The following is a 17,704-nucleotide window of genomic DNA, read 5'->3' on the forward strand; positions in this document are numbered from 1 at the left end:
GCCGGTATAGTTCCGGCCGATGCGTCTCACTGACCGGGGGCTCAACCGCTTGCCCCGACCGTTGGCGGGGTTGCTGCGTAAGCACCGCGAGTTGGTGAAGTTCACCATCGTCGGCGGGTTCTGCTACGTGGTCACGCTCATGGTGAACTACGGGCTACGCCTGACCGTCCTGGGGAAGAGGCCGGTCACCGCGCTGATCGTCGCCAACGTGGTCGCCTCGGTGGTCTCCTACTTCCTGAACCGGGAGTGGTCGTTTCGCACCAGGGGCGGTCGCCGGCGGCACCACGAGTTGCTGCTGTATCTGCTGATCAACGGAGTCGGCGTCGCGGTCAACGCGGCGCCGTTGTTCGTTGCGCGATATGTCTTCGGGCTCCAGTACCCGGCGGTGAGCCGCCTGTCGGAGGAGTTGTCCGACTTCGCGTTCGGCATGGTGCTCGGCACCGCGCTGGCCATGCTGTTCCGCCTGTGGGCCTACCGCACGTGGGTCTTCCCGCACGGCGACGTCCGTCCGGCCCCGGACCGCTACGAGGTCCCCGCCCAGGCGGCTCCGGCGTCCCCGATGGCCATCGACTCCCCGGGCGCCTGACGCGCGGCTCGGGCCCGCTCGTCAGGGAGTGCTGGGGAACGGGAGGTGGTCGGCGTCCGGCTCGGCCGGGGAGCCGAGCATCTCGTGCACGCCGGCCACGTGGAGCTGGCGGTGCACGAACGGGCTCGCCCGGTGGACGACCACCCGGACGCCCTCGGCGCCGGCCTCACGCTGGGCGCCCACCAGGGCACCGACCGCGGCCGAGTCCAGGAATGTCACCAGGCCCAGGTCGACCCGCAGGGTGCTGGGGCGGCGCCGGGTCGCGGCGGCCACGATCTCTTGACGCAGCGTGTCCGCGTTGCTGTGGTCGATCTCGCCACGGACCGACACCACGGTCGAACCGTCCATGGTCACGTTGACCGTCACCGACATCGACATCGCGCCCCCCAGTGGTGCCACCCGCCCCAGCATAGGAGCACGGTGACCACACCGCAGCCGGCGGGGCGCCCGTGTCACCCGGCCCGGGGTGGCGGGCCGCCGGCGATGTGGTCGGGACAGTGCAGGCGCAACTGGCGGTAACCGAAGGGTGCGTCGACGAACCAGCAGTGGTGCGGGTTCTCGGTGCCCGGGTGGCGATACCCGTCGAAGAACCGGCACGACAGGCACATCTTCGTCACCGGGATGCTGCCCTCCTGCTGGAGCAGGCCGATCTTCGCGGTGACCAGCCGGAGCAGCCGCTCCTGGGCCTTGTCGTCGAGCTCCTCGACGTGGCCGAGCAGCGACTCCGCCCAGTTGCCGGGGGCGGGCGTGGTGGCCAGGCCGCGTTCGGTGGCGGCGACCCGCATGTCCCGTGCGGCGTACGACGGGGCGGGGCGCATCTCCACCAGGCCCTCGGCGATCAGCGGGGAGACGATCGCCATCGTCGCCGCCACCGTGGAGCCGAGCTCGGCGGCCAGGTCGGAGAGCCGGTATTCGCGGTCGCGGCGCCCGAGCAGCAGCATGACCTGGTGGTGTGCGGGTGGCAGCCCGTGGTCGGGCTCCGGGCCGTCGGGCGGAGCCATCACGGCCACCCGGACCAGCCCGGCGACAAGCTTCTGGGCCTGTGCTTCCAGCGTCACGGCGACCTCCGCCCCACGTCAGGCCGGGCGCACGGCCGAGTGGCCGCAAGCCTGCTGGATTGCACAGTAGCCCCGTACGTCGATCAACAGGAGACTCAACCCGATCGAATTCCGCATTGGATGTACACGACAAATACGAAAAGTCGGAAAAGGGAGGGTAAACGGCGTAGGCTACGCGAGCCGAACAGGTGCAGACGGAGGTGTTTCATGGGTGCGGGGCGGTTGGTCACGACGGCCGCGATGCTGGTGGCGTCGGTCGCGGCGGTGGACGTGGCGGCGGCCGCGCCGGCCCTCGCCGCCGGGCAGGACCGTGCCGCCCGGGGCGGACCGGGCTGGCTCCCGGAGGACGTCAAGCAGGCCGCGACCGTCGTGCGGCCCACCCAGCTCGTGCTCACCGTCGCGAAGGGGGAGTCGGGCCGGCCCTCGCAGCGGCGCGCGGTGCTCACCTGCTCGCCCGCCGGCGGCACGCACAAGCAGGCCCGCAACGCGTGCGCCGAGCTCGTCAAGGTCGGCGGCGACTTCACGAAACTCCGGGTCAACGGCGGCGCTTGCACGATGCAGTACGACCCGGTGACCGTGACCGCCGTCGGCCGCTGGAAGGGCCGGAAGATCGACTACCGGCAGACGTTCGGCAACGGCTGCACCCTGTCGATGAACACCGGCCCCGTGTTCAGCCTTTGACCACGCCCAGCGACTTGAACTGGTGGTTCGGGAAGATCGCCCCCGAGTCCGCCACGTTGAACCGCTTCTTGAGCACCTCGGCGAGGACGTCCCGGTAGTCGTTGGCGCCCGCCACGTCGCCCTGGTCGAGCGCCGACTGGGACAGGCCCGGCCAGTTGCCGTGGACCTTGCCGCCGTTGAGCCCGCCGCCGAGGAGCAGCATCGCGTTGCCGTGGCCGTGGTCGACGCCGACGTTGCCGTTCTCCTGCACCCGCCGGCCGAACTCGCTCATCGTCACGATCGTCGTCTGGTCGAGCAACGGCCCGAGGTCGGTGGCGAAGGCGCCGATCGCCTGGGAGAGGTTGCCCAGCGAGTTGCGCATGTCGCCGCCGTCGACCCGGCCGAGGTTGGTGTGCATGTCCCAGCCGCCGACGTCGAGCGCCGCCACCCGCAGGCCGACGCCGGCCTTGATGAGCTGCGCGACGTCGCGCAGCCGGTCGGCGAGCCCGCCGCCGGGGTACTGGACACCCTCCGCCGGGCGGTACTGCGTGTTCGCGATCTTCTGCGCGGTGGTGATCGCCTGGATGGTGTTGTTGGCGGTCTGCGCGAGGGTGTGGTCCAGCCCCGTGTAGAGCGTCTTGAGCGCCTCCATCGTCTGGCTGCGCATGGCGTCGTTGTCGATCCGGAAGTCCCGGATGCCGTTGAGCACGATCGCCTGCTCGGCGCCGACGAGCGAGCGCGGCAGCGCGGAGCCCTGCGCGATGGCCCGGAACGTGGTGCCCGGCCCCATCTGGGCGAGCACCCGGTCGAGCCAGCCGGTGCGCACCGCGACCGACGCCGCGCCGCGTTCCAGGGCGTCCTGCGCCTGGAAGTGGCTGCGGCTCGCGTCGGGGGAGGCGACCGCGTGTACCGCCGCCATCTGCCCCTTCTGCCAGAAGGGGAACAGCGGCTCCATGGCCGGGTGCAGGCCGAAGCCGCGGCCGGCGGGCAGCGTCGCCGCCATCGGCACGGCGATGTTCGGCCGCATCTGCTTGTAGTTGGGGTCGTCGGCCGGCGCGACGACGGACAGGCCGTCCATGCCGCCGCGCAGGAAGATGACGATCAGCGTGCCCTTGGTGTCCTCCGGCGCGGCGAACGCGACCCGGCTGGTGACCAGCTGACTGCCGAGCGCGGCGACACCGACGAAGCCGGCGCCCTGCACCAGCCGGCGCCGCGTGAAGCCCTTGCTCCACCGGTCCCGATCGGCGGCCAGCTCGTCCTGGGCCTGCTCGGCTTGGACGCGGATCGCGGCCTCGCACAGGTTGGGGCCGTGCTGGCGCAGTTCCGCCAGGCTCGTCGGGCGGCGCTCGCCCTCGGGCAGGGAAGAAGGATCGAGGATCATGACCTCACCGCAGCGCGTGGTAGACGGAGTCGAGGACCAGCGGGGCCAGGTTGGGCAGCTTGCCGCCGAGGTTGGAGTCGGTGACCCGGGTCTCCGGCTTCGCGCCCAGGAACTTGATCAGCGCGTCCCGCTCGGCCGGCTTCATCGGCTGGAAGATCAGCCGGTTGCACAGCACGTCGAGGTAGGTCGCCAGCGTGGCCGACGGCTGGGTCACCAGCGTGTCGGCCTTCGGGTTGGACAGGCCCTTCCACTGGCCCTGGACGAACGCGCGGTGCGCGTTCCAGGTTTCGAGCATGCCGGCCGCCGAGCTCCACGCGGTCGCCACGTCGGGATAGCCGTCCGGCGGATCCCAGCCCAGCGGCGGCTGGCCCAGCTTGCGCGTGAAGTTGTAGAGGTCCTCGAGGGCCTTGGCCATGTCGCCGCCCGGCCTGGTGCCGACGACGCGGGCGGTCGCGACGAAGTTCTCCAGCGGCCGGCGGGTCTTGAGCCCGGCGGCGATCCAGAACTCCAGCGACCGGAACAGCACCTTGAGCACCGGCACGACGGCCGAGCCGCTCTCCTGGTACGTCTTGGCGAGCCGGTCGACGAGCGACTGCGGCGGTGTGTCGCACACGAAGCGGACCGCGAGCTTGCGGGCGATGTAGCGTGCCGTCGACGGGTGCGTGGCGAGGTACATCAGGTAGGCGTCGCCGACGGCCAGGCCGTCCTTGGCGGACTTGTTGGCGTGCTGGAATCCCAGCACCTTCACGGCACCCGTCCAGTGGCGGCCCTGTTCGTACCTGAAGGTGCCGTCCCGCGTCGCCGTGCGCCCGGTCATCAGGTAGGCCGAGTTGCGCACGTCCTTCTCGTTGTAGCCGCCGTCGATCCCGACGGTGTGCAGCTCGAGCAGCTCCCGGCCGTAGTTCTCGTTGACGTTGCGCCGGTCCGACGACGTGTTGTCGAGGTACCGCATCATCGCCGGATCCCGCGCGGACGCGATGAGCATGTCGGAGAACTTGCCCAGGGCGTGCTTGCGGATGACGTTGACGTCATAGGGCACCCGGGTGTCCCAGCCGCCGTCGAAGGGGCTGGTGATGTTGAGGTGGTTGTTCCAGAAGTCGACCATGACCTCGAACAGCTGGCGCGTGCTCCAGATCTGGCGGGCGATGACGGCGCGGCTCAGCTCGTACATCGCCTTGTTGTCGTTCTCCTTGACCGCGGCGCGGATGTCGGCGGCGCTGGCCATCGTGACCGTCGGAGTGGCCTTGAGCGCGGCGTCGGCGACCGGGTCCGGGATGTTCGCCGGGTCGAGCTGCTGGTCGAGCCACGCGTCGATGCCCAGCTGCTTGACCGCGGCGACGTCGGCCTGGGTCGGCCCGAACGTGCAGCGGCGCAGCAGGTGCAGCACCGGGTCACGGTTGAGCGGCGACGGGAACCGGGGCGTGGCGCGCATGGCGGCCACCGCGGCTGCGGACGGGGTGTCGGCGAGACCCGACGCGCCCAGGTCGTTGAGGTCGCCCTGCCCGCTGGTGTAGCTGCTGTCGCGGTTGGAGAAGGAGCCGGCCTCCTGGGGCGAGACGTTGCCGCCGCCGTTGCCGGTCTTCACGAAGTCGTCGCCGCCCGTCTCGGGGCGGCCGAGCACGGCGGCCGCGCCGGAGCCCAGTCCGCCGATCGCGACGGCACCGCCGCCGAGGGCCATGAGCGCCTGCCGGCGGTTGCGCATCAGCTCGTGCAGCGCCGGGCGGCCGGTGCGCAGCCAGGCGGGTGCCGGGCCGCCGGCGCCGCGGCGCGGCCGGGCGGCGGAGGTCTCGTCCTCCGGTGCCGTCTGCTTGTCGCGCAGCACCCGGGGGAGGGGGAACTCGCCGGTGTAGTCGGCGAACAACGCGCCCTTGGCCTTCTTGGGCGCGTCTGCCGACGAGGGGTCGTCCGAGAAGAGCCGCTCCGGCATTCCTGGCTACCACCTTCTGCGCGGTGATGGGGTACTGCGCCGGACAAGAACCCTAGTGAGCACGATCTTCGCCCTCAAGCCGGGAAACGTGGGCGGGGTTCAACTTTGTCTTTGTTCTTGCTTAAGGCGCTCGCATATCCGGTGAAATCCGTCAATACGGGCGACTACCTAAAGTTATCTCTTCCCTACGTAACGCTGAAAGGTGTACGCATAAGACAGGCGACGGTGGGGAGGCGTTGGGTGGAGGTCATCGGTGCCACGCCGGTCCGCCGCCGCCGCGGGCTCCGGCTCGCCGACCTCCCCGTCGCGGGCAAGCTCGGTCTCGTCCTCGTCGTGCCGCTGCTCGGCCTGCTGGGCCTGGCCGGCGTCGCGGCCGCCGTCTCCGCGGACCGGGCCGGCCGCGCGGGCGACCTGCGCGGCGTGACGGCCGCCGCGGCCGAGGCCGACCACGTCACCGACGGCCTCCAGAAGGAGCGATTCCTCGCCGCGGCACGAAGCGTGGCCTCGGGAGACGCAGCCGCGGGAAGCGCGGTCCCGGGAAGCGCGGTCCCGGGAAGCGCGGTCCCGGGAAGCGCGGTCCCGGGAAGCGCGGTCCCGGGAGACCCGGTTCCGGGAGACCCGGTTCCGGGAGACCCGGTTCCGGGAGACACACCCTCCGGAAGCACCGCCACGGCAGGCCCGGCCGCCGGGAGCGCGGGCGGCATCGGCGCGAGTGCCGCCGCGGAGCGCGACACCGACGCCGCGGTCACCAGGTTCCGGGGCACCGTGGCCCGGCTTGCCGCGGGTGACCCGGCCCGCCCGTCACTCGACCGGATCACCGCCGGGCTCGACGGGCTCGGGCCGCTGCGCGGCCGGGTCGCCGGCGGAGTGTCCGACCGGCTCGACCTGTTCCAGTACGACCAGCTCGTCGCCGACCTGATCGCGTTCCGGCAGAGCGTCGCCGACCGGCCCGCACCCGCGGCCGTGCGCACAGCCGCCCGGGCCGCCGGCTGGCTCGCCGCCGCCCGCGAGGAACTGGCCCTGGTCCAGGTCGCGGTGGTCCACGGCGTCGCCACCCCGGCCCGCCAGCAGGCTGTGATCGCGCACCGCGCCACGCACCTCGACGCGCTGCGCCGCTTCTCGGCCGACGCCCCGCCGCACTGGCGGGCCGCGCTCGACCGCGTGCCGTCGGCCGCCGGATCAGCCGCCGTCGACCAGGCACTGCTGCGACCGGAGCCGGACCCGGACTTCGCCGCGCTCGCCCTGGCACACCTCGACGGCCTGCGTGCCGTCGCCGACCTCGCCGACGCCGACCTCACCCGGCTCGTCACCGACGCCCGTGACACGCAGCACCGCACCATGCTCGGCGGTGCCGTGCTGGTGCTGGCGATCGTCGCCGGCTCGGTCTGGGTCGCCGTGGCGGTGGGCCGGTCGACGCGCCGGTCGCTGCGCGCGCTGCAGGCCGGGGCGTTCCGGGTCGCGTACGAGGGGCTCCCGCAGACCGCCGGCGCCCTGCGGGAGGCCGACGCCGCCACCGCGGACGAGCTCGCCGCTCAGCACGCCGGCGTGACGGAGATACCGGTCGCGGGGCGGGACGAGATCGGCCGGGTCGCCGAGGCGTTCAATGCCGTGCAGCGCGAGGCGGTGCGCGCCGCCGCGGAGCAGGCCGCGCTGCGCACCGGCATGTCCGTCGTGCTGGTCGACCTGGCCCGGCGCGGCCGGCGGCTGGTCGACGCGCTGCTCGAGCGCATCGATGCCGCCGAGCGCGACGAGGCCGACCCCGACCGGCTGGCCCAGCTGTTCGGCTTCGACCACCTCGCCACCCGCATCCGGCACGGCAACCAGAGCCTGCTGGTGCTCGCCGGGGCCGACACCGCCCGTGCGCGCCCGCGCCCGGTCCCGCTCAACGACGTGCTGCGGGCCGCCCAGTCGCGGATCCTCGACTACGCGCGGGTCGACTTCGGCCGGGTCGACGGCGACGTCGCGCTCGCGCCGGAGGCCGTCGACGGGGTCGTACATCTGCTCGCCGAGCTGCTCGACAACGCCGCCCGCAACAGCCCGCCCGACGGGCCGGTGCTCGTCGACGGCCGGCGCACCGGCGACGGCACCGTGATCGAGGTGTCCGACCGCGGCCCGGGCCTCGATGCGGACCGGCTGGCCGAGCTCAACCGCCGCCTCGCCGAGCCGCCGCCGCTCGGCGTCGCCGACCCGCAGTGCACGGGCCTCGCCGTCGTGGCGCGGCTCGCGGCCCGCCACGGCCTCCACGTGACGCTGCGACCGGGACGGGGCGGCGGGCTCGTCGCGGTCGTGCGGCTGCCGGGTGAGCTCGCCCATGCCGCCGAGCCGGTGCCGGTCGTGCCCGCCGGGGCGCGGCTGGTGCTGCCCCGGCCGCTGGAACGCAGTCCCGTGCTGCCCGGCGGGGAGCCGGTCGACGTCCCCGTCCGGCGCGCCGCGGGCGCGGTGCCGGTGATCCCCGGCTCGGGAGCGGGGCCCGTCGTGCGGCCGGACGGTCCCACGGTGGAGGCCGAGGCGGAGGCGGTACGGGACCTGCTGTCGACCTATCAGCACGCCCTCGGACGGTTCGGCACCGCGCGACGCGTCAGCGTCGCCAAGAAGGCCGCCGACAACACGGAAGGAACCTCCGCGACATGACTCCGAGCACGGGGCTCGACGTGCTGCTGAGCGGCCTCACCCGGCGGGTGCCCGGGATACGCCACACGGTGGCCGTCTCCGGCGACGGCCTGCTCGTCGCCGCCTCCGAGGACCTGCCCCCGGAGCGGGCCGACCAGCTCGCCGCCATGGTCGCCGGCGCGGTGTCGCTGGCACACGGCGTGTCGGCGTGCACGGCGGGCGGGCCGGTCCTGCGCACCATCGTGGCGATGGGGCGCAGCCTGCTGCTGGTCATGGCGCTGGGGGACGGCGAGTCGCGGGCCAGCCTCGCCGCACTGGCCGAGCCCGACTGCGACATCAGCGAGGTGGCCTTCCAGATGTCGGGGCTGGTCGCCGAGGTCGGCGCGGCGCTGATCCCGTCGAGCCGGTAGGTGCCCGCAGGCGACTACGACAACCCGATGTCGTGGTCCTCCTTGACCGTGCTGTCGTCGCGCAGCGGCACGTGGGGCTCCTCGTCGTCGGGCAGGCCGCGCTCGATGGCCCGGCCGCGCTCCAGCTCGGCGTCGAACTCCGCGCCCAGCAGGATCGCGATGTTGGAGATCCACAGCCAGACCAGGAAGGCGATGATGCCGCCGAGCGTGCCGTAGGTCTTGTTGTACGACGAGAAGTTCGACACGTAGATCCCGAAGGCGCCGGACGCCACCAGCCAGATGAACACCGCCAGGGCGCCGCCGGGTGTGATCCACCGGAACCCGGACTGCCGCGCGTTCGGCGCCGCCCGGTAGAGGATCGCCAGGATCAGCATGATCACCACCAGCAGCACCGGCCACTTGACGATGTCCCACACCTGGACCGCCTGTTTCGACAGCCCGATCCAGCCGCCGGCCTGCTCGGCGAACCTGCCGGTGAAGACGACGCTCAGCGCGGCGAGCGCGATCAGCACGCCCACGACGATCGTGATGCCCAGCCGGATCGGCAGCACCTTCCAGATCGGGCGGCCCTCCGGCACGTCGTAGATCACGTTGGCGGCCCGCATGAACGCCCCGACGTAGCCGGAGGCGGTCCAGACCGCACCGAGCAGACCGACGATCGCCAGGATGCCGGCGGCGTCGGAGCCGCGTTTCAGCTCGTCGACGGCGCCGCTCACCGGGCCCGCGATGGAGCTCGGGAACAGCTCCTCGGTGTTTTTCAGTACCGCGTCCTGCGTGGTGTCGGTGAGGAGCATGCCCGACACCGACAGCAGCACCAGGATGCCCGGGAAGATGGACAGGACGCCGTAGTACGTCAGGGCGGCGGCCCAGTCGGTGAGGTTGTTGTTGTTGAACTCCTTGACGGTGCGCTTGAACACGTCGATCCAGGAGCGTTTCGTCGGCTTGTCGGGCGTGTCTTCGAGTTTCGGGTCCTCAGTCATCACACGCCACCTCATCCGCCGGGGTCGGTACGCTTTCTATGCCCGGCGAAACTGGGGGGTTAACGTTCCGGTGCGACCCTTCCGGCCCTTACCAGCGCCAGTTGCACCATGTCGACCAGTTCGGTGGCGCGGAAGGGCTTGGCGATGACCGACGCCTCGGGGCCGAGCTCGACGACGGCGGCGTCGAAGTAGGGCAGCCCGGACATGTACATGATCATCGCGTCCGGACACGTGGCGCGGACCGCCTCGGCGACCTGCACGCCGGAGCCGTCGTCGAGCTTGAGATCGGTGATCGCCAGGTCGATGCCCTCGGGGTGCTCGGCGCACAGCCGCTCGGCACCGGCCAGCCCGGAAGCGGTCAGCACCTCGGCACCGGCGCGGCTGAGCACCCGGCGGACGATCTCGCACAGGTCCGGCTCGTCGTCGACGACCAGGATGCGCAGGTGCTCGAGCATGTCCCCACGATAAGCCGCCGACCGGGTGAAATCCGGAGCTTGCGCAGGCTGTGGCCTAGTTCGTGTCGTTCACCGGGCTCGCCGACGGGACCCGCGACGGGGTGCCCGGCCGGATCCGCCGGCGGCTGAAGCCGAGGAAGGCCACCAGCAGGCACGCCACGACGAGCACCACCGCGGCGAAGGTCCACCAGGCCGGCGGGCCCGACTTCGGCTCGGGCAGGAGCGCTCCGGGGCCGGCGGACGGATCGGTGCGGAAGTCGGCCGGTGCGGCTGCCGGGCTTGTCCCGACCGGCGCCGCCGTCTCGACCGGGCTGCCGGTGGCGCTGGCGCTCGGGCTCTTGGTGCCGGTGGACTTGCCCGGCTTCGCGCCGGTGGTCACGGTGAAGGAGAAACTGCCGTGGCTCGCGCGGCCGGCGGTGCTGGTGGTGGAGTAGGACACGGTGTAGCGACCGGCCACGCCGTCCGGCACCGACACCACGACCTTCGCCATCTCGTTGCGGACCGTCAGGCTGCCCAGCTCGACCGGCGCGCCGGCCGGGTCGGTCAGGGTGACCTGCCCCTCGACGAGGGTCTCGCTGAAGTGCAGCTCGAGCTGCCGGGGCAGGTGCGCGACGTGCGTCTCGGCGGCCGGATTGCTGCTGACCAGGGACAGCCGGGGGGCGTGTGCGGACGCGTTCGCCGCGAATGCCAGGACGCTGAGCAATCCGGCAACGGCGGCGAACCGCGACGACCACCGGCGCCCGATGGCCGCGAGCCTGTTCACTAATCGCCCGGTCATGGGCGGAAACGATAGTGCATTGACCGACCGCTGCGCAGATAGTGGGTGCTAGCGTGCCGTTTCATGGCTGCGAGGTGGCGTGAAATGTTGCAAATCGACCGCCCGCCGGCCCCCACTCCGGCCAGCCGTCGTTTGCGCCGCCTCATATTGACCACCGCCGTGGTGACTGTGGTCGTGGACGTCATCAACCTGGAGTATTCGGGGGAGGCGGGATTCGGCCTCGCCGTCCGTACCGTCTGGGCAATGCTGCGCGCATTGGGCTTTTTGTTCCTGATGCGTGAGGTGCGTTTCGGCCGGCTCACCGCTCGCCCGTTCGGGCTGATCCTCACGGTCACCACGATCTTCGCCTCGGCCCGGCTCGTGCAGCCCCGCGCGGAGGACCTGCTGCCGCCATGGCCGGTGATCGCGGGGCTGCTGGTCGTCGCCGTGCTGTGCGTGGCGGTCAGCTGGCAGTTGTTCCGTTCGCCCGCCATCGAGGCGCACCTGACCCGCCGCGCGCCCCGGCGGCCGATCCCGCCCTGGGCGCTCACCGCCCGGGTCGCCGCCCTGTCCTACTCGGCACTGCTGTTCGTGCCCTGCCTGGTCGCGCTGGGCTCGCTGTTCGACACGCCGCGCCGGCCGCCGGAGATCGCCGTGCCGCTGGTCATCTCCTGGTTCGTGCTCGCCATGCTGGTCGGCTTCGTCGCCGGCGTGATCAGCTTCGTGACGCTCTTCGGCCACGTGTGGGCCCGTGTGATGCTGGCCATGGTCAGCGTCTTCGTCCTGGTGGTGCAGCCGGTCCTGTGCTGGCTGCTGCTCGGCGTCGACGGGCTCCTCCGCGACGGCGTCCCGTTGGTGCTGGCCGCGCTGCTGTGCCTCTACGGGCTGGCGAGGTCCCGGGCCGCCGTCTCGGCATGAGCCACGATCCTGTTGCCGCCTTCGCCCGACGTATTTGACTTCGAGCGCGCTCAAAGGGGAAGAGTGGAGACATGCGACAGCGAAAGCTTGGCTCACTGACCGTCTCCCAACTCGGCCTCGGCTGCATGGGCATGAGCGAGTTCTACGGACCCGGCGACGACACGGAGTCCGTCGCCACCGTCCACCGCGCCCTCGACCTGGGTGTCACCCTGCTCGACACCGCCGACATGTACGGGCCGTTCACCAACGAGCGGCTGGTCGGCCGTGCCATCGCCGGCCGCCGCGACGAGGTGGTGCTCGCCACCAAGTTCGGCATCCAGCGCGAGGGCAGCTCCCGGCGTATCAACGGCCACCCGGACTACGTCCGCCGGGCGCTCGACGCGTCGCTCGAGCGGCTCGGCGTCGACCACATCGACCTGTACTACCAGCATCGCGTGGACACCAGCGTGCCGATCGAGGACACCTGGGGCGCGCTCGCCGAGGCCGTCGCCGCCGGCAAGGTGCGCCACCTCGGCATCTCGGAGGCGTCGCCGGCCACCGTGCGCCGCGCGCACGCCGTGCACCCGGTGACCGCCGGGCAGTACGAGTACTCGCTGTGGTCCCGCGACCCGGAGGCCCGGTTGCTGGGCACGCTCCGCGAACTGGGCATCGGCCTCGTCGCGTACAGCCCGCTCGGGCGGGGTTTCCTCAGCGGCGAGATCACCAGCCCCGACCAGTTCGCCCCGGACGACTTCCGCCGGAACAACCCGCGCTTCCAGGGCGAGAACTTCGCCAGGAACCTCGACCTGGTGGCCGAGGTCCGGTCGCTGGCCGAGGCGAAGGGCATCACCCCGGCGCAGCTCGCGCTCGCGTGGGTGCTCGCACAGGGCGACGACGTGGTGCCGATCCCGGGCACCAAGCGGCGCGAGTACCTGGAGCAGAACGTGGCCGCCCTCGACGTCCACCTGACCCCCGAAGACCTCGCCGCGCTGGAGAAGCTGGCGATCGGCACCGACGTGGCCGGCACCCGCTACCCCGAGGCGACGATGGCGTCCCTCGACAACTGAGGACCGGATCCCGCCGGCGTGCTGGCGCCGGCGGGACCCGCCTTGTACGCTGCACCACGTGTCCGCGCGACTGAACAGCTGGTGGCCCGCCTGACCAGGCGGCCCACTTCCGCGTGACACCACTTCCGCGGCCGCCAGACGAGGCGGTCGCTTTGTTGTTCCCCGCAACGGGGGGCGGTCGCCTCGGGACGGCACCGACCGACCCACCCGAAGGGAACGCCCATGCTGCCCGACCTCACCACCGGCACGCCGTTCGCCCTGCTCCGGCGCGAGGGACGCGACGTCGTCGAGGTGCTCACCGGTCCGGTGCGCACCGTCGAGACGCTCGCCGGCATCCCCGACGAGTCACTCGCCCTGGTGCCGTTCCGCCAGGTCCGTGAGCGCGGCTTCGAGTGTGTCGACGACGGCACACCGCTCGCCGTCCTCTGCGTCGACCGGCGGCACGAGGTGCCGGTGGACGCCGCGCTCGCCGCGCTGCCGGACGCGCCGCTCGAACTCACCGGCGGGGCCTTCGACGTCGACGACGAGACCTACGCCGGGATCGTCGAGACCGTGCTGCGCGACGAGATCGGCCGGGGTGAGGGCTCGAACTTCGTGATCCACCGGGTCTTCGAGGCCGACCTCGGCGGCGACCCGGTGACCGCCGCGCTCACCGTCTTCCGCCGGCTGCTCACCAGCGAACGGGGCGCCTACTGGACCTTCGTCGTGCACACCGGCGACCGCACCCTCGTGGGCGCCACCCCCGAACGGCACGTCAGCGTCGACGACGGCCTCGTCATGATGAACCCCATCAGCGGTACCCTGCGTGGCGTCCCCGAGAAGGCCGCGGTGCTCGACTTCCTCGCCGACCGCAAGGAGATCGACGAGCTGTCCATGGTCCTCGACGAGGAGCTCAAGATGATGGCGACCGTCGCCGACCTCGGCGGCCAGGTCATCGGCCCGTACCTCAAGGAGATGACGCACCTCGTCCACACCGAGTACCTGCTCGCCGGTCGCGGCTCCCGGGACGTGCGCGAGGTACTGCGGGAGACGATGTTCGCGCCGACCGTGGTCGGCAGCCCGATCGAGAACGCCTGCCGGGTCGTGGCCCGGCACGAGCGGCGCGGCCGCGGCTACTACGGCGCCGTGCTCGCCCTCGTCGGCCGCGACGCCGAGGGCCGGCAGACGCTCGACGCGCCGATCCTCATCCGCACCGCCGACATCGACCGCAACGGACGGTTGCGCGTCCCGGTCGGGGCCACGCTCGTGCGCCACTCGACGCCCTCGGGCGAGGTGGCCGAGACCCACACCAAAGCGGCGGCGGTACTGGCGGCGCTCGGCCTCCGTCCCGGCCCCGCGTCCCCGGCGTCCACTGTGGATGCCCGGCTCGCCGCCGACCCGGAGGTGCAGGCCGCGCTCGTGGCCCGCAACACGACCCTCGCGCCGTTCTGGCTGGAGCCCCGCGGTGCCACCGCACCGGATCCGGCGCTCACCGGCCGGCGGGTGCTCATCGTGGACGCCGAGGACACGTTCACCGGCATGCTCCTGCACCAGCTGCGGGTGCTCGGGCTGTCGGTGACGCTCAGCTCGTACGACTCCGTCCCGGAACCCGGCGGGTTCGACCTCGTCGTCCCGGGTCCGGGCCCGGGTGACCCGCGGCTGCCGGACGACCCCAAGATGGCCGCCATGCGGGGCCTGATCCGGCGGCTGCTCGACACCGGCACGCCGACCCTGGCCGTGTGCCTGGGCCACCAGCTGCTCTGCGGCGTGCTCGGCCTGCCGCTGCGCCGCAAGGCCAGCCCGTATCAGGGGATGCAGCGCGACATCAGCTTCTTCGGCCGTCCGGCGCGGGTCGGCTTCTACTCGACGTTCACGGCCGTCGCCGACGCGGACCGCGTCCCGACGCCCTTCGGCGAGGTGGAGCTGGCACGTGACCCGTCCAACGGCGACGTGCACGCGCTGCGCGGCGCGACGTTCGCGGGTGTGCAGTTCCACCCGGAGTCGGTGCTCAGCCAGCACGGCATCGACCTGCTGCGGTCGCTGCTCGTCGCGCTGTTGCCCGCTTCGACGGCGTCCCCGGTGGGCACGTTGCCGGAGTGATCGCTTCTTCCGGGGCGTGGCCTCCACCTGCACGGCACCGCGGCGGTCCCCGGTCGCGCTGCTCGCGGGGCTGATCGCCGGCGCGGACCGGGTGCGCGACCTGGCCGCGCCGGCGGGTCGACCGAACGGGGCTCTTGCGTTCGGCCGCCGGTTGAACAATGCTTCCGAAATATTCTCACTTCTGCCATCCGGGAGCCGGCGATGGATCAGCGGGACCGCCGTGCACGTGTCGCCGTCGCCGGGGCGTATCTCGTCCAGGGCTTCTGCTTCGCCGCGCTGCTGACCCAGGTCGGCGTGCTGCAGGAGAAGTTCGGCTTCTCCGACGGTGAGCTGTCGCTGGTGCTGCTGGCGGTGCCGGTGGTCGCCGGGATCGGCAGCGTCGTCGCGGGCCTGCTCAGTGCCCGGCTCGGCAGCTCACCCGTCCTGCGCGCCGGCGGACCCGGCGTCTGCGGGGCGATCGTCCTGGTGGGCCTGTCCGCCGAGCAGTGGGAGCTCTTCGGCGCGCTGGCCCTGGTCGGCCTGTTCCTCGGCATCGTCGACGCGACGATGAACATGCAGGGCGTCGCCGTCGAGCGCCGCTACGGCCGCCCGGTTCTCAACTCCTTCCACGCCGTGTGGAGCGTCGGCGCCATCCTCGGCGCACTCGCGACCGCCGGCACGGCCCGGCTCGGCTGGTCCGTCGCCGCGTCGCTGGGCGCGGTGGCGCTGGTCGGCGCGATCCTCGCGGCGTTCGCCGGCCCCGCCCAGCTCCGCCGGGCCGAGGAGAGCACCGACCTGCCCGCGGGCACCGGCCCGGCCATCCCGTGGCGCCCCATCGTCCTGGTCGGCGTGGCGATGATGCTCATGTTCATCGCCGACTCCGCCGTCTCGAACTGGAGCGCCGTCTTCCTCGACCATGCGCTGTCCGCGAGCACCAGCGTGGCGGCGCTGGGCCTGGCGGCGTACCAGGCGACGATGCTGGTGGGCCGAACCGCCGGCGACCGGATCGTGCGCCGCTTCGGCCCGGTCGGCGTGGTGTCGGTGGGCGGCGTGGTCGGCGGGCTGGGCCTGGGCCTCGTGGCGGCGGCGCCGAGTCCGGCGGTCGGTGTCGCGGGGTTCGCGGTGGTGGGGTTGGGGTTGTCGCTGGTGGTGCCGCAGTCGTTCGCCGCCGCGGGCCGCCTCGACCCGGCCGGCACGGGCGTCGCGATCGCGCGGGTCAATTTGTTCAACTACGCGGGATTCGTGGTGGGCGCGGGCCTGATCGGCGTGGTGGCCGAGAGCGCGTCGCTCCGCCTGGCGTTCGTGGTGCCGGCGGTGCTGGCGGCGGGCATCGCGGCCCTGGCCCCGTCGTTTCGCACCCGGTCCCCGGAGCAACCCGTGCCGGTGGCCCCGGCCACCGTCCCGCAGCTCTAGCGCTCGGTTCCCGGCCCCGGTCGCCGTCCCGCGGGCCTGGCGGCCGGTCCGGCCTCGGCCGTGTGTCCGCTGGTTATGTCCGGCGGGCCGTGGCGCTGACCTGGTCCGCGGCCGCCGCCACCGAGCTCCGCGTCGCCGCCGCCAAGGATGTCTGTTCCCGCAGCGAGTCGGCCACCTCACGCTGGGCCCCGGCGACCGTGCCCAGGCGGTCGGCCACGCCGCCCACCGCGGCCGCGGCCGCCGCCGCGCCGGCCGTCACCTGGCCCACCGTCGCCTCGATGCGGGCCGTCGCCGCCGCCGTCTGGGCCGCCAGCTCTTTCACCTCGTTGGCCACGACGCCGAAGCCCTTGCCCGCCTCACCGGCCCGGGCGGCCTCGATCGTGGCGTTGAGCGCCAGCAGCTTGGTCTGGTCGGCCACCGCCTGGATCAGTCCGGCCACCTTCGCGATGTCCGAGACCGCCGACTCCAACTCCCCGATCACCGCCCGCGCTTGGTTGGAGTCGTGCAGCGCCGACTGTACGTCCTCGACCGCGCCGCCCACCGTACCGTTCATGCGGGCCAGCGCGTCCTCGAACGACTCCATCGCCGCACCGGCCTCGGCGCCGAGCCGGACGCCTGCGTCGGCGACGTCGGCCAGCACCGTCTCGAGGCGCCTGCCCAGCCGCTCGCTGTTCGCGACCTCGTCGGCGGCGCTCGCCGCGGCGGCCTCCTCGCGCCGCCTGGCGTCGTCGGCGGCCGCACGCAGCGCCGCCTGGTTCTCGGTCGCGATCCGCGCCCGTTCGGCGTCGGACTCCGCCTCCGCCGTGGCCGCGAACCGCCAGTACGCCAGCTGGGTCAGGCACATCGCGACGACGAACCCGGCGTGCAGCACGACGAACCGGACCGGGTGCGCACGCGCCTGCGGGCTGCTGAACAGCATGTCCGGCATCGTGAGCCCGACGGACAGGTGGTGCGCGGCGACGAGGAGCACGGTGAGGGCGAGGGTGGTCCAGTCCTGGTACAGGCTGACGAGCCCGATCACCACGAAGAAGTGGAAGTGCAGGTCGGTGAGGCCGCTCCCGGCGTGGACGAGCGCCGCGGCGGCCAGCGACAGGCCGATCGAGACCGCGATCCGGCCGCCGCGCCGGGTGCGCGTGATGCCCGAGGCGACCGCGCACAGCAGGACGCCGGCGTTCGCCGACCAGACCAGCCAGGCCGCGCCGTGGGCGTGCGGCCCGGTGACGCCGTGGTCGTTGAGGACGCTGACGACGATCAGCAGCGGCACGTGCAGCCACAGGATCACGCGCAGCGCCCGGTGCCGCGACGCGAAGGCGGCGTCGCTGAGCCGTACCGTGGGCATGAGCCAGCTGAGCAACGCGGTCATGGCTCACTCCTTCGGGGCACCGGACGACGACATCTGTCCCATCGGCCGCGATCCGCGCCACTGAAGGCAGGAGTTCACGCCC

Annotated in this window: 16 protein-coding genes; 8 read left to right on the forward strand and 8 right to left on the reverse strand. The window is 72.6% G+C overall.

The genetic code is table 11. The annotated features are described in order from the left end of the window. Positions 1–19: 19 nt before the first annotated feature. Positions 20–586, forward strand: a complete 567-nt coding sequence (locus Dfulv_RS10360) for a GtrA family protein (RefSeq protein WP_259862493.1) — start codon at positions 20–22, stop codon at positions 584–586. A gap of 21 nt (positions 587–607) precedes the next feature. Here Dfulv_RS10360 and Dfulv_RS10365 read toward each other — a convergent pair whose 3' ends face one another. Together Dfulv_RS10365 and Dfulv_RS10370 are read right to left on the reverse strand one after the other, a co-directional pair. Then, positions 608–985, reverse strand: a complete 378-nt coding sequence (locus Dfulv_RS10365) for an STAS domain-containing protein (protein ID WP_259862495.1) — start codon at positions 983–985, stop codon at positions 608–610. A gap of 53 nt (positions 986–1,038) precedes the next feature. Then, positions 1,039–1,644: a MarR family winged helix-turn-helix transcriptional regulator gene (locus tag Dfulv_RS10370; protein ID WP_259862497.1), complete on the reverse strand. Its 606-nt coding sequence runs from the start codon at positions 1,642–1,644 to the stop codon at positions 1,039–1,041. Between the two features lie 207 nt (positions 1,645–1,851). On the opposite strand from Dfulv_RS10370, the gene Dfulv_RS10375 reads away from it, so the two are divergent. Then, complete coding sequence (locus tag Dfulv_RS10375; protein WP_259862499.1) at positions 1,852–2,325, forward strand: subtilase-type protease inhibitor; 474 nt, start codon at positions 1,852–1,854, stop codon at positions 2,323–2,325. On the opposite strand, the gene Dfulv_RS10380 is transcribed toward Dfulv_RS10375, so the two are convergent. Next, positions 2,315–3,685, reverse strand: coding sequence for a DUF1501 domain-containing protein (locus tag Dfulv_RS10380; protein ID WP_259862501.1), 1,371 nt, complete (start codon positions 3,683–3,685; stop codon positions 2,315–2,317). The two genes, Dfulv_RS10375 and Dfulv_RS10380, sit on opposite strands and share 11 nt — an antisense overlap. Positions 3,686–3,689: 4 nt before the next feature. Then, positions 3,690–5,612: a DUF1800 domain-containing protein gene (locus Dfulv_RS10385; RefSeq protein ID WP_259862503.1), complete on the reverse strand. Its 1,923-nt coding sequence runs from the start codon at positions 5,610–5,612 to the stop codon at positions 3,690–3,692. 240 nt (positions 5,613–5,852) lie between these two features. Here Dfulv_RS10385 and Dfulv_RS10390 point away from each other — a divergent pair, with 240 nt between their 5' ends. Beyond that, a complete protein-coding gene (locus Dfulv_RS10390) occupies positions 5,853–8,243 on the forward strand; it encodes a sensor histidine kinase (RefSeq protein WP_259862505.1) in 2,391 nt (796 codons plus the stop codon). Then, positions 8,240–8,632 carry a roadblock/LC7 domain-containing protein gene (locus Dfulv_RS10395; RefSeq protein WP_259862507.1) on the forward strand — a complete coding sequence of 131 codons (393 nt, stop codon included), beginning with the start codon at positions 8,240–8,242 and terminating at the stop codon, positions 8,630–8,632. Before Dfulv_RS10390 ends, Dfulv_RS10395 begins: the two co-directional genes overlap by 4 nt. Positions 8,633–8,646: 14 nt before the next feature. Here Dfulv_RS10395 and Dfulv_RS10400 read toward each other — a convergent pair whose 3' ends face one another. The 3 genes from Dfulv_RS10400 to Dfulv_RS10410 are packed head-to-tail and all read right to left on the reverse strand — an operon-like array spanning position 8,647 to position 10,845. Next, the gene (locus tag Dfulv_RS10400) at positions 8,647–9,612 is read right to left on the reverse strand and encodes a YihY/virulence factor BrkB family protein (protein ID WP_259862509.1); all 966 of its coding nucleotides are present in this window, start codon (positions 9,610–9,612) and stop codon (positions 8,647–8,649) included. A gap of 59 nt (positions 9,613–9,671) precedes the next feature. Continuing rightward, entirely contained in the window at positions 9,672–10,067 is a 396-nt protein-coding gene (locus tag Dfulv_RS10405) for a response regulator (protein ID WP_259862511.1), read from the reverse strand. 55 nt (positions 10,068–10,122) lie between these two features. After that, positions 10,123–10,845 (reverse strand): copper resistance CopC family protein, encoded by a 723-nt coding sequence (locus Dfulv_RS10410; RefSeq protein WP_259862514.1) that lies wholly within the window; start codon positions 10,843–10,845, stop codon positions 10,123–10,125. A gap of 162 nt (positions 10,846–11,007) precedes the next feature. Between Dfulv_RS10410 and Dfulv_RS10415 the strand changes: the two genes are divergently transcribed. From Dfulv_RS10415 to Dfulv_RS10430, 4 genes are all read left to right on the forward strand, one after another. After that, positions 11,008–11,742, forward strand: a complete 735-nt coding sequence (locus tag Dfulv_RS10415; protein ID WP_259862516.1) for a hypothetical protein — start codon at positions 11,008–11,010, stop codon at positions 11,740–11,742. 71 nt (positions 11,743–11,813) lie between these two features. Further along, a complete protein-coding gene (locus Dfulv_RS10420; RefSeq protein ID WP_259862517.1) occupies positions 11,814–12,788 on the forward strand; it encodes an aldo/keto reductase in 975 nt (324 codons plus the stop codon). A gap of 222 nt (positions 12,789–13,010) precedes the next feature. Continuing rightward, a complete protein-coding gene (locus Dfulv_RS10425) occupies positions 13,011–14,867 on the forward strand; it encodes an anthranilate synthase family protein (RefSeq protein ID WP_259862518.1) in 1,857 nt (618 codons plus the stop codon). A gap of 201 nt (positions 14,868–15,068) precedes the next feature. Further along, positions 15,069–16,259 carry an MFS transporter gene (locus Dfulv_RS10430; protein ID WP_259862519.1) on the forward strand — a complete coding sequence of 397 codons (1,191 nt, stop codon included), beginning with the start codon at positions 15,069–15,071 and terminating at the stop codon, positions 16,257–16,259. Between the two features lie 73 nt (positions 16,260–16,332). Here the strand turns inward: Dfulv_RS10430 and Dfulv_RS10435 are convergent, their stop codons facing one another. Continuing rightward, the gene (locus Dfulv_RS10435) at positions 16,333–17,622 is read right to left on the reverse strand and encodes a methyl-accepting chemotaxis protein (protein ID WP_259862520.1); all 1,290 of its coding nucleotides are present in this window, start codon (positions 17,620–17,622) and stop codon (positions 16,333–16,335) included. Positions 17,623–17,704 lie beyond the last annotated feature (82 nt).

The organism is Dactylosporangium fulvum (assembly GCF_025137375.1).
Lineage (GTDB): Bacteria > Actinomycetota > Actinomycetes > Mycobacteriales > Micromonosporaceae > Dactylosporangium > Dactylosporangium fulvum.

What these genes read in the sequence shown, in the direction of transcription:
- Dfulv_RS10360 (WP_259862493.1), top strand. Translation starts at nt 20, where the DNA reads ATGCGTCTCACTGACCGGGGGCTCAACCGCTTGCCCCGACCGTTGGCG.
- Dfulv_RS10375 (WP_259862499.1), top strand. Translation starts at nt 1,852, where the DNA reads ATGGGTGCGGGGCGGTTGGTCACGACGGCCGCGATGCTGGTGGCGTCG.
- Dfulv_RS10380 (WP_259862501.1), bottom strand. Translation starts at nt 3,685, where the DNA reads ATGATCCTCGATCCTTCTTCCCTGCCCGAGGGCGAGCGCCGCCCGACG.
- Dfulv_RS10385 (WP_259862503.1), bottom strand. Translation starts at nt 5,612, where the DNA reads ATGCCGGAGCGGCTCTTCTCGGACGACCCCTCGTCGGCAGACGCGCCC.
- Dfulv_RS10395 (WP_259862507.1), top strand. Translation starts at nt 8,240, where the DNA reads ATGACTCCGAGCACGGGGCTCGACGTGCTGCTGAGCGGCCTCACCCGG.
- Dfulv_RS10400 (WP_259862509.1), bottom strand. Translation starts at nt 9,612, where the DNA reads ATGACTGAGGACCCGAAACTCGAAGACACGCCCGACAAGCCGACGAAA.
- Dfulv_RS10405 (WP_259862511.1), bottom strand. Translation starts at nt 10,067, where the DNA reads ATGCTCGAGCACCTGCGCATCCTGGTCGTCGACGACGAGCCGGACCTG.
- Dfulv_RS10410 (WP_259862514.1), bottom strand. Translation starts at nt 10,845, where the DNA reads ATGACCGGGCGATTAGTGAACAGGCTCGCGGCCATCGGGCGCCGGTGG.
- Dfulv_RS10420 (WP_259862517.1), top strand. Translation starts at nt 11,814, where the DNA reads ATGCGACAGCGAAAGCTTGGCTCACTGACCGTCTCCCAACTCGGCCTC.
- Dfulv_RS10425 (WP_259862518.1), top strand. Translation starts at nt 13,011, where the DNA reads ATGCTGCCCGACCTCACCACCGGCACGCCGTTCGCCCTGCTCCGGCGC.
- Dfulv_RS10430 (WP_259862519.1), top strand. Translation starts at nt 15,069, where the DNA reads ATGGATCAGCGGGACCGCCGTGCACGTGTCGCCGTCGCCGGGGCGTAT.
- Dfulv_RS10435 (WP_259862520.1), bottom strand. Translation starts at nt 17,622, where the DNA reads ATGACCGCGTTGCTCAGCTGGCTCATGCCCACGGTACGGCTCAGCGAC.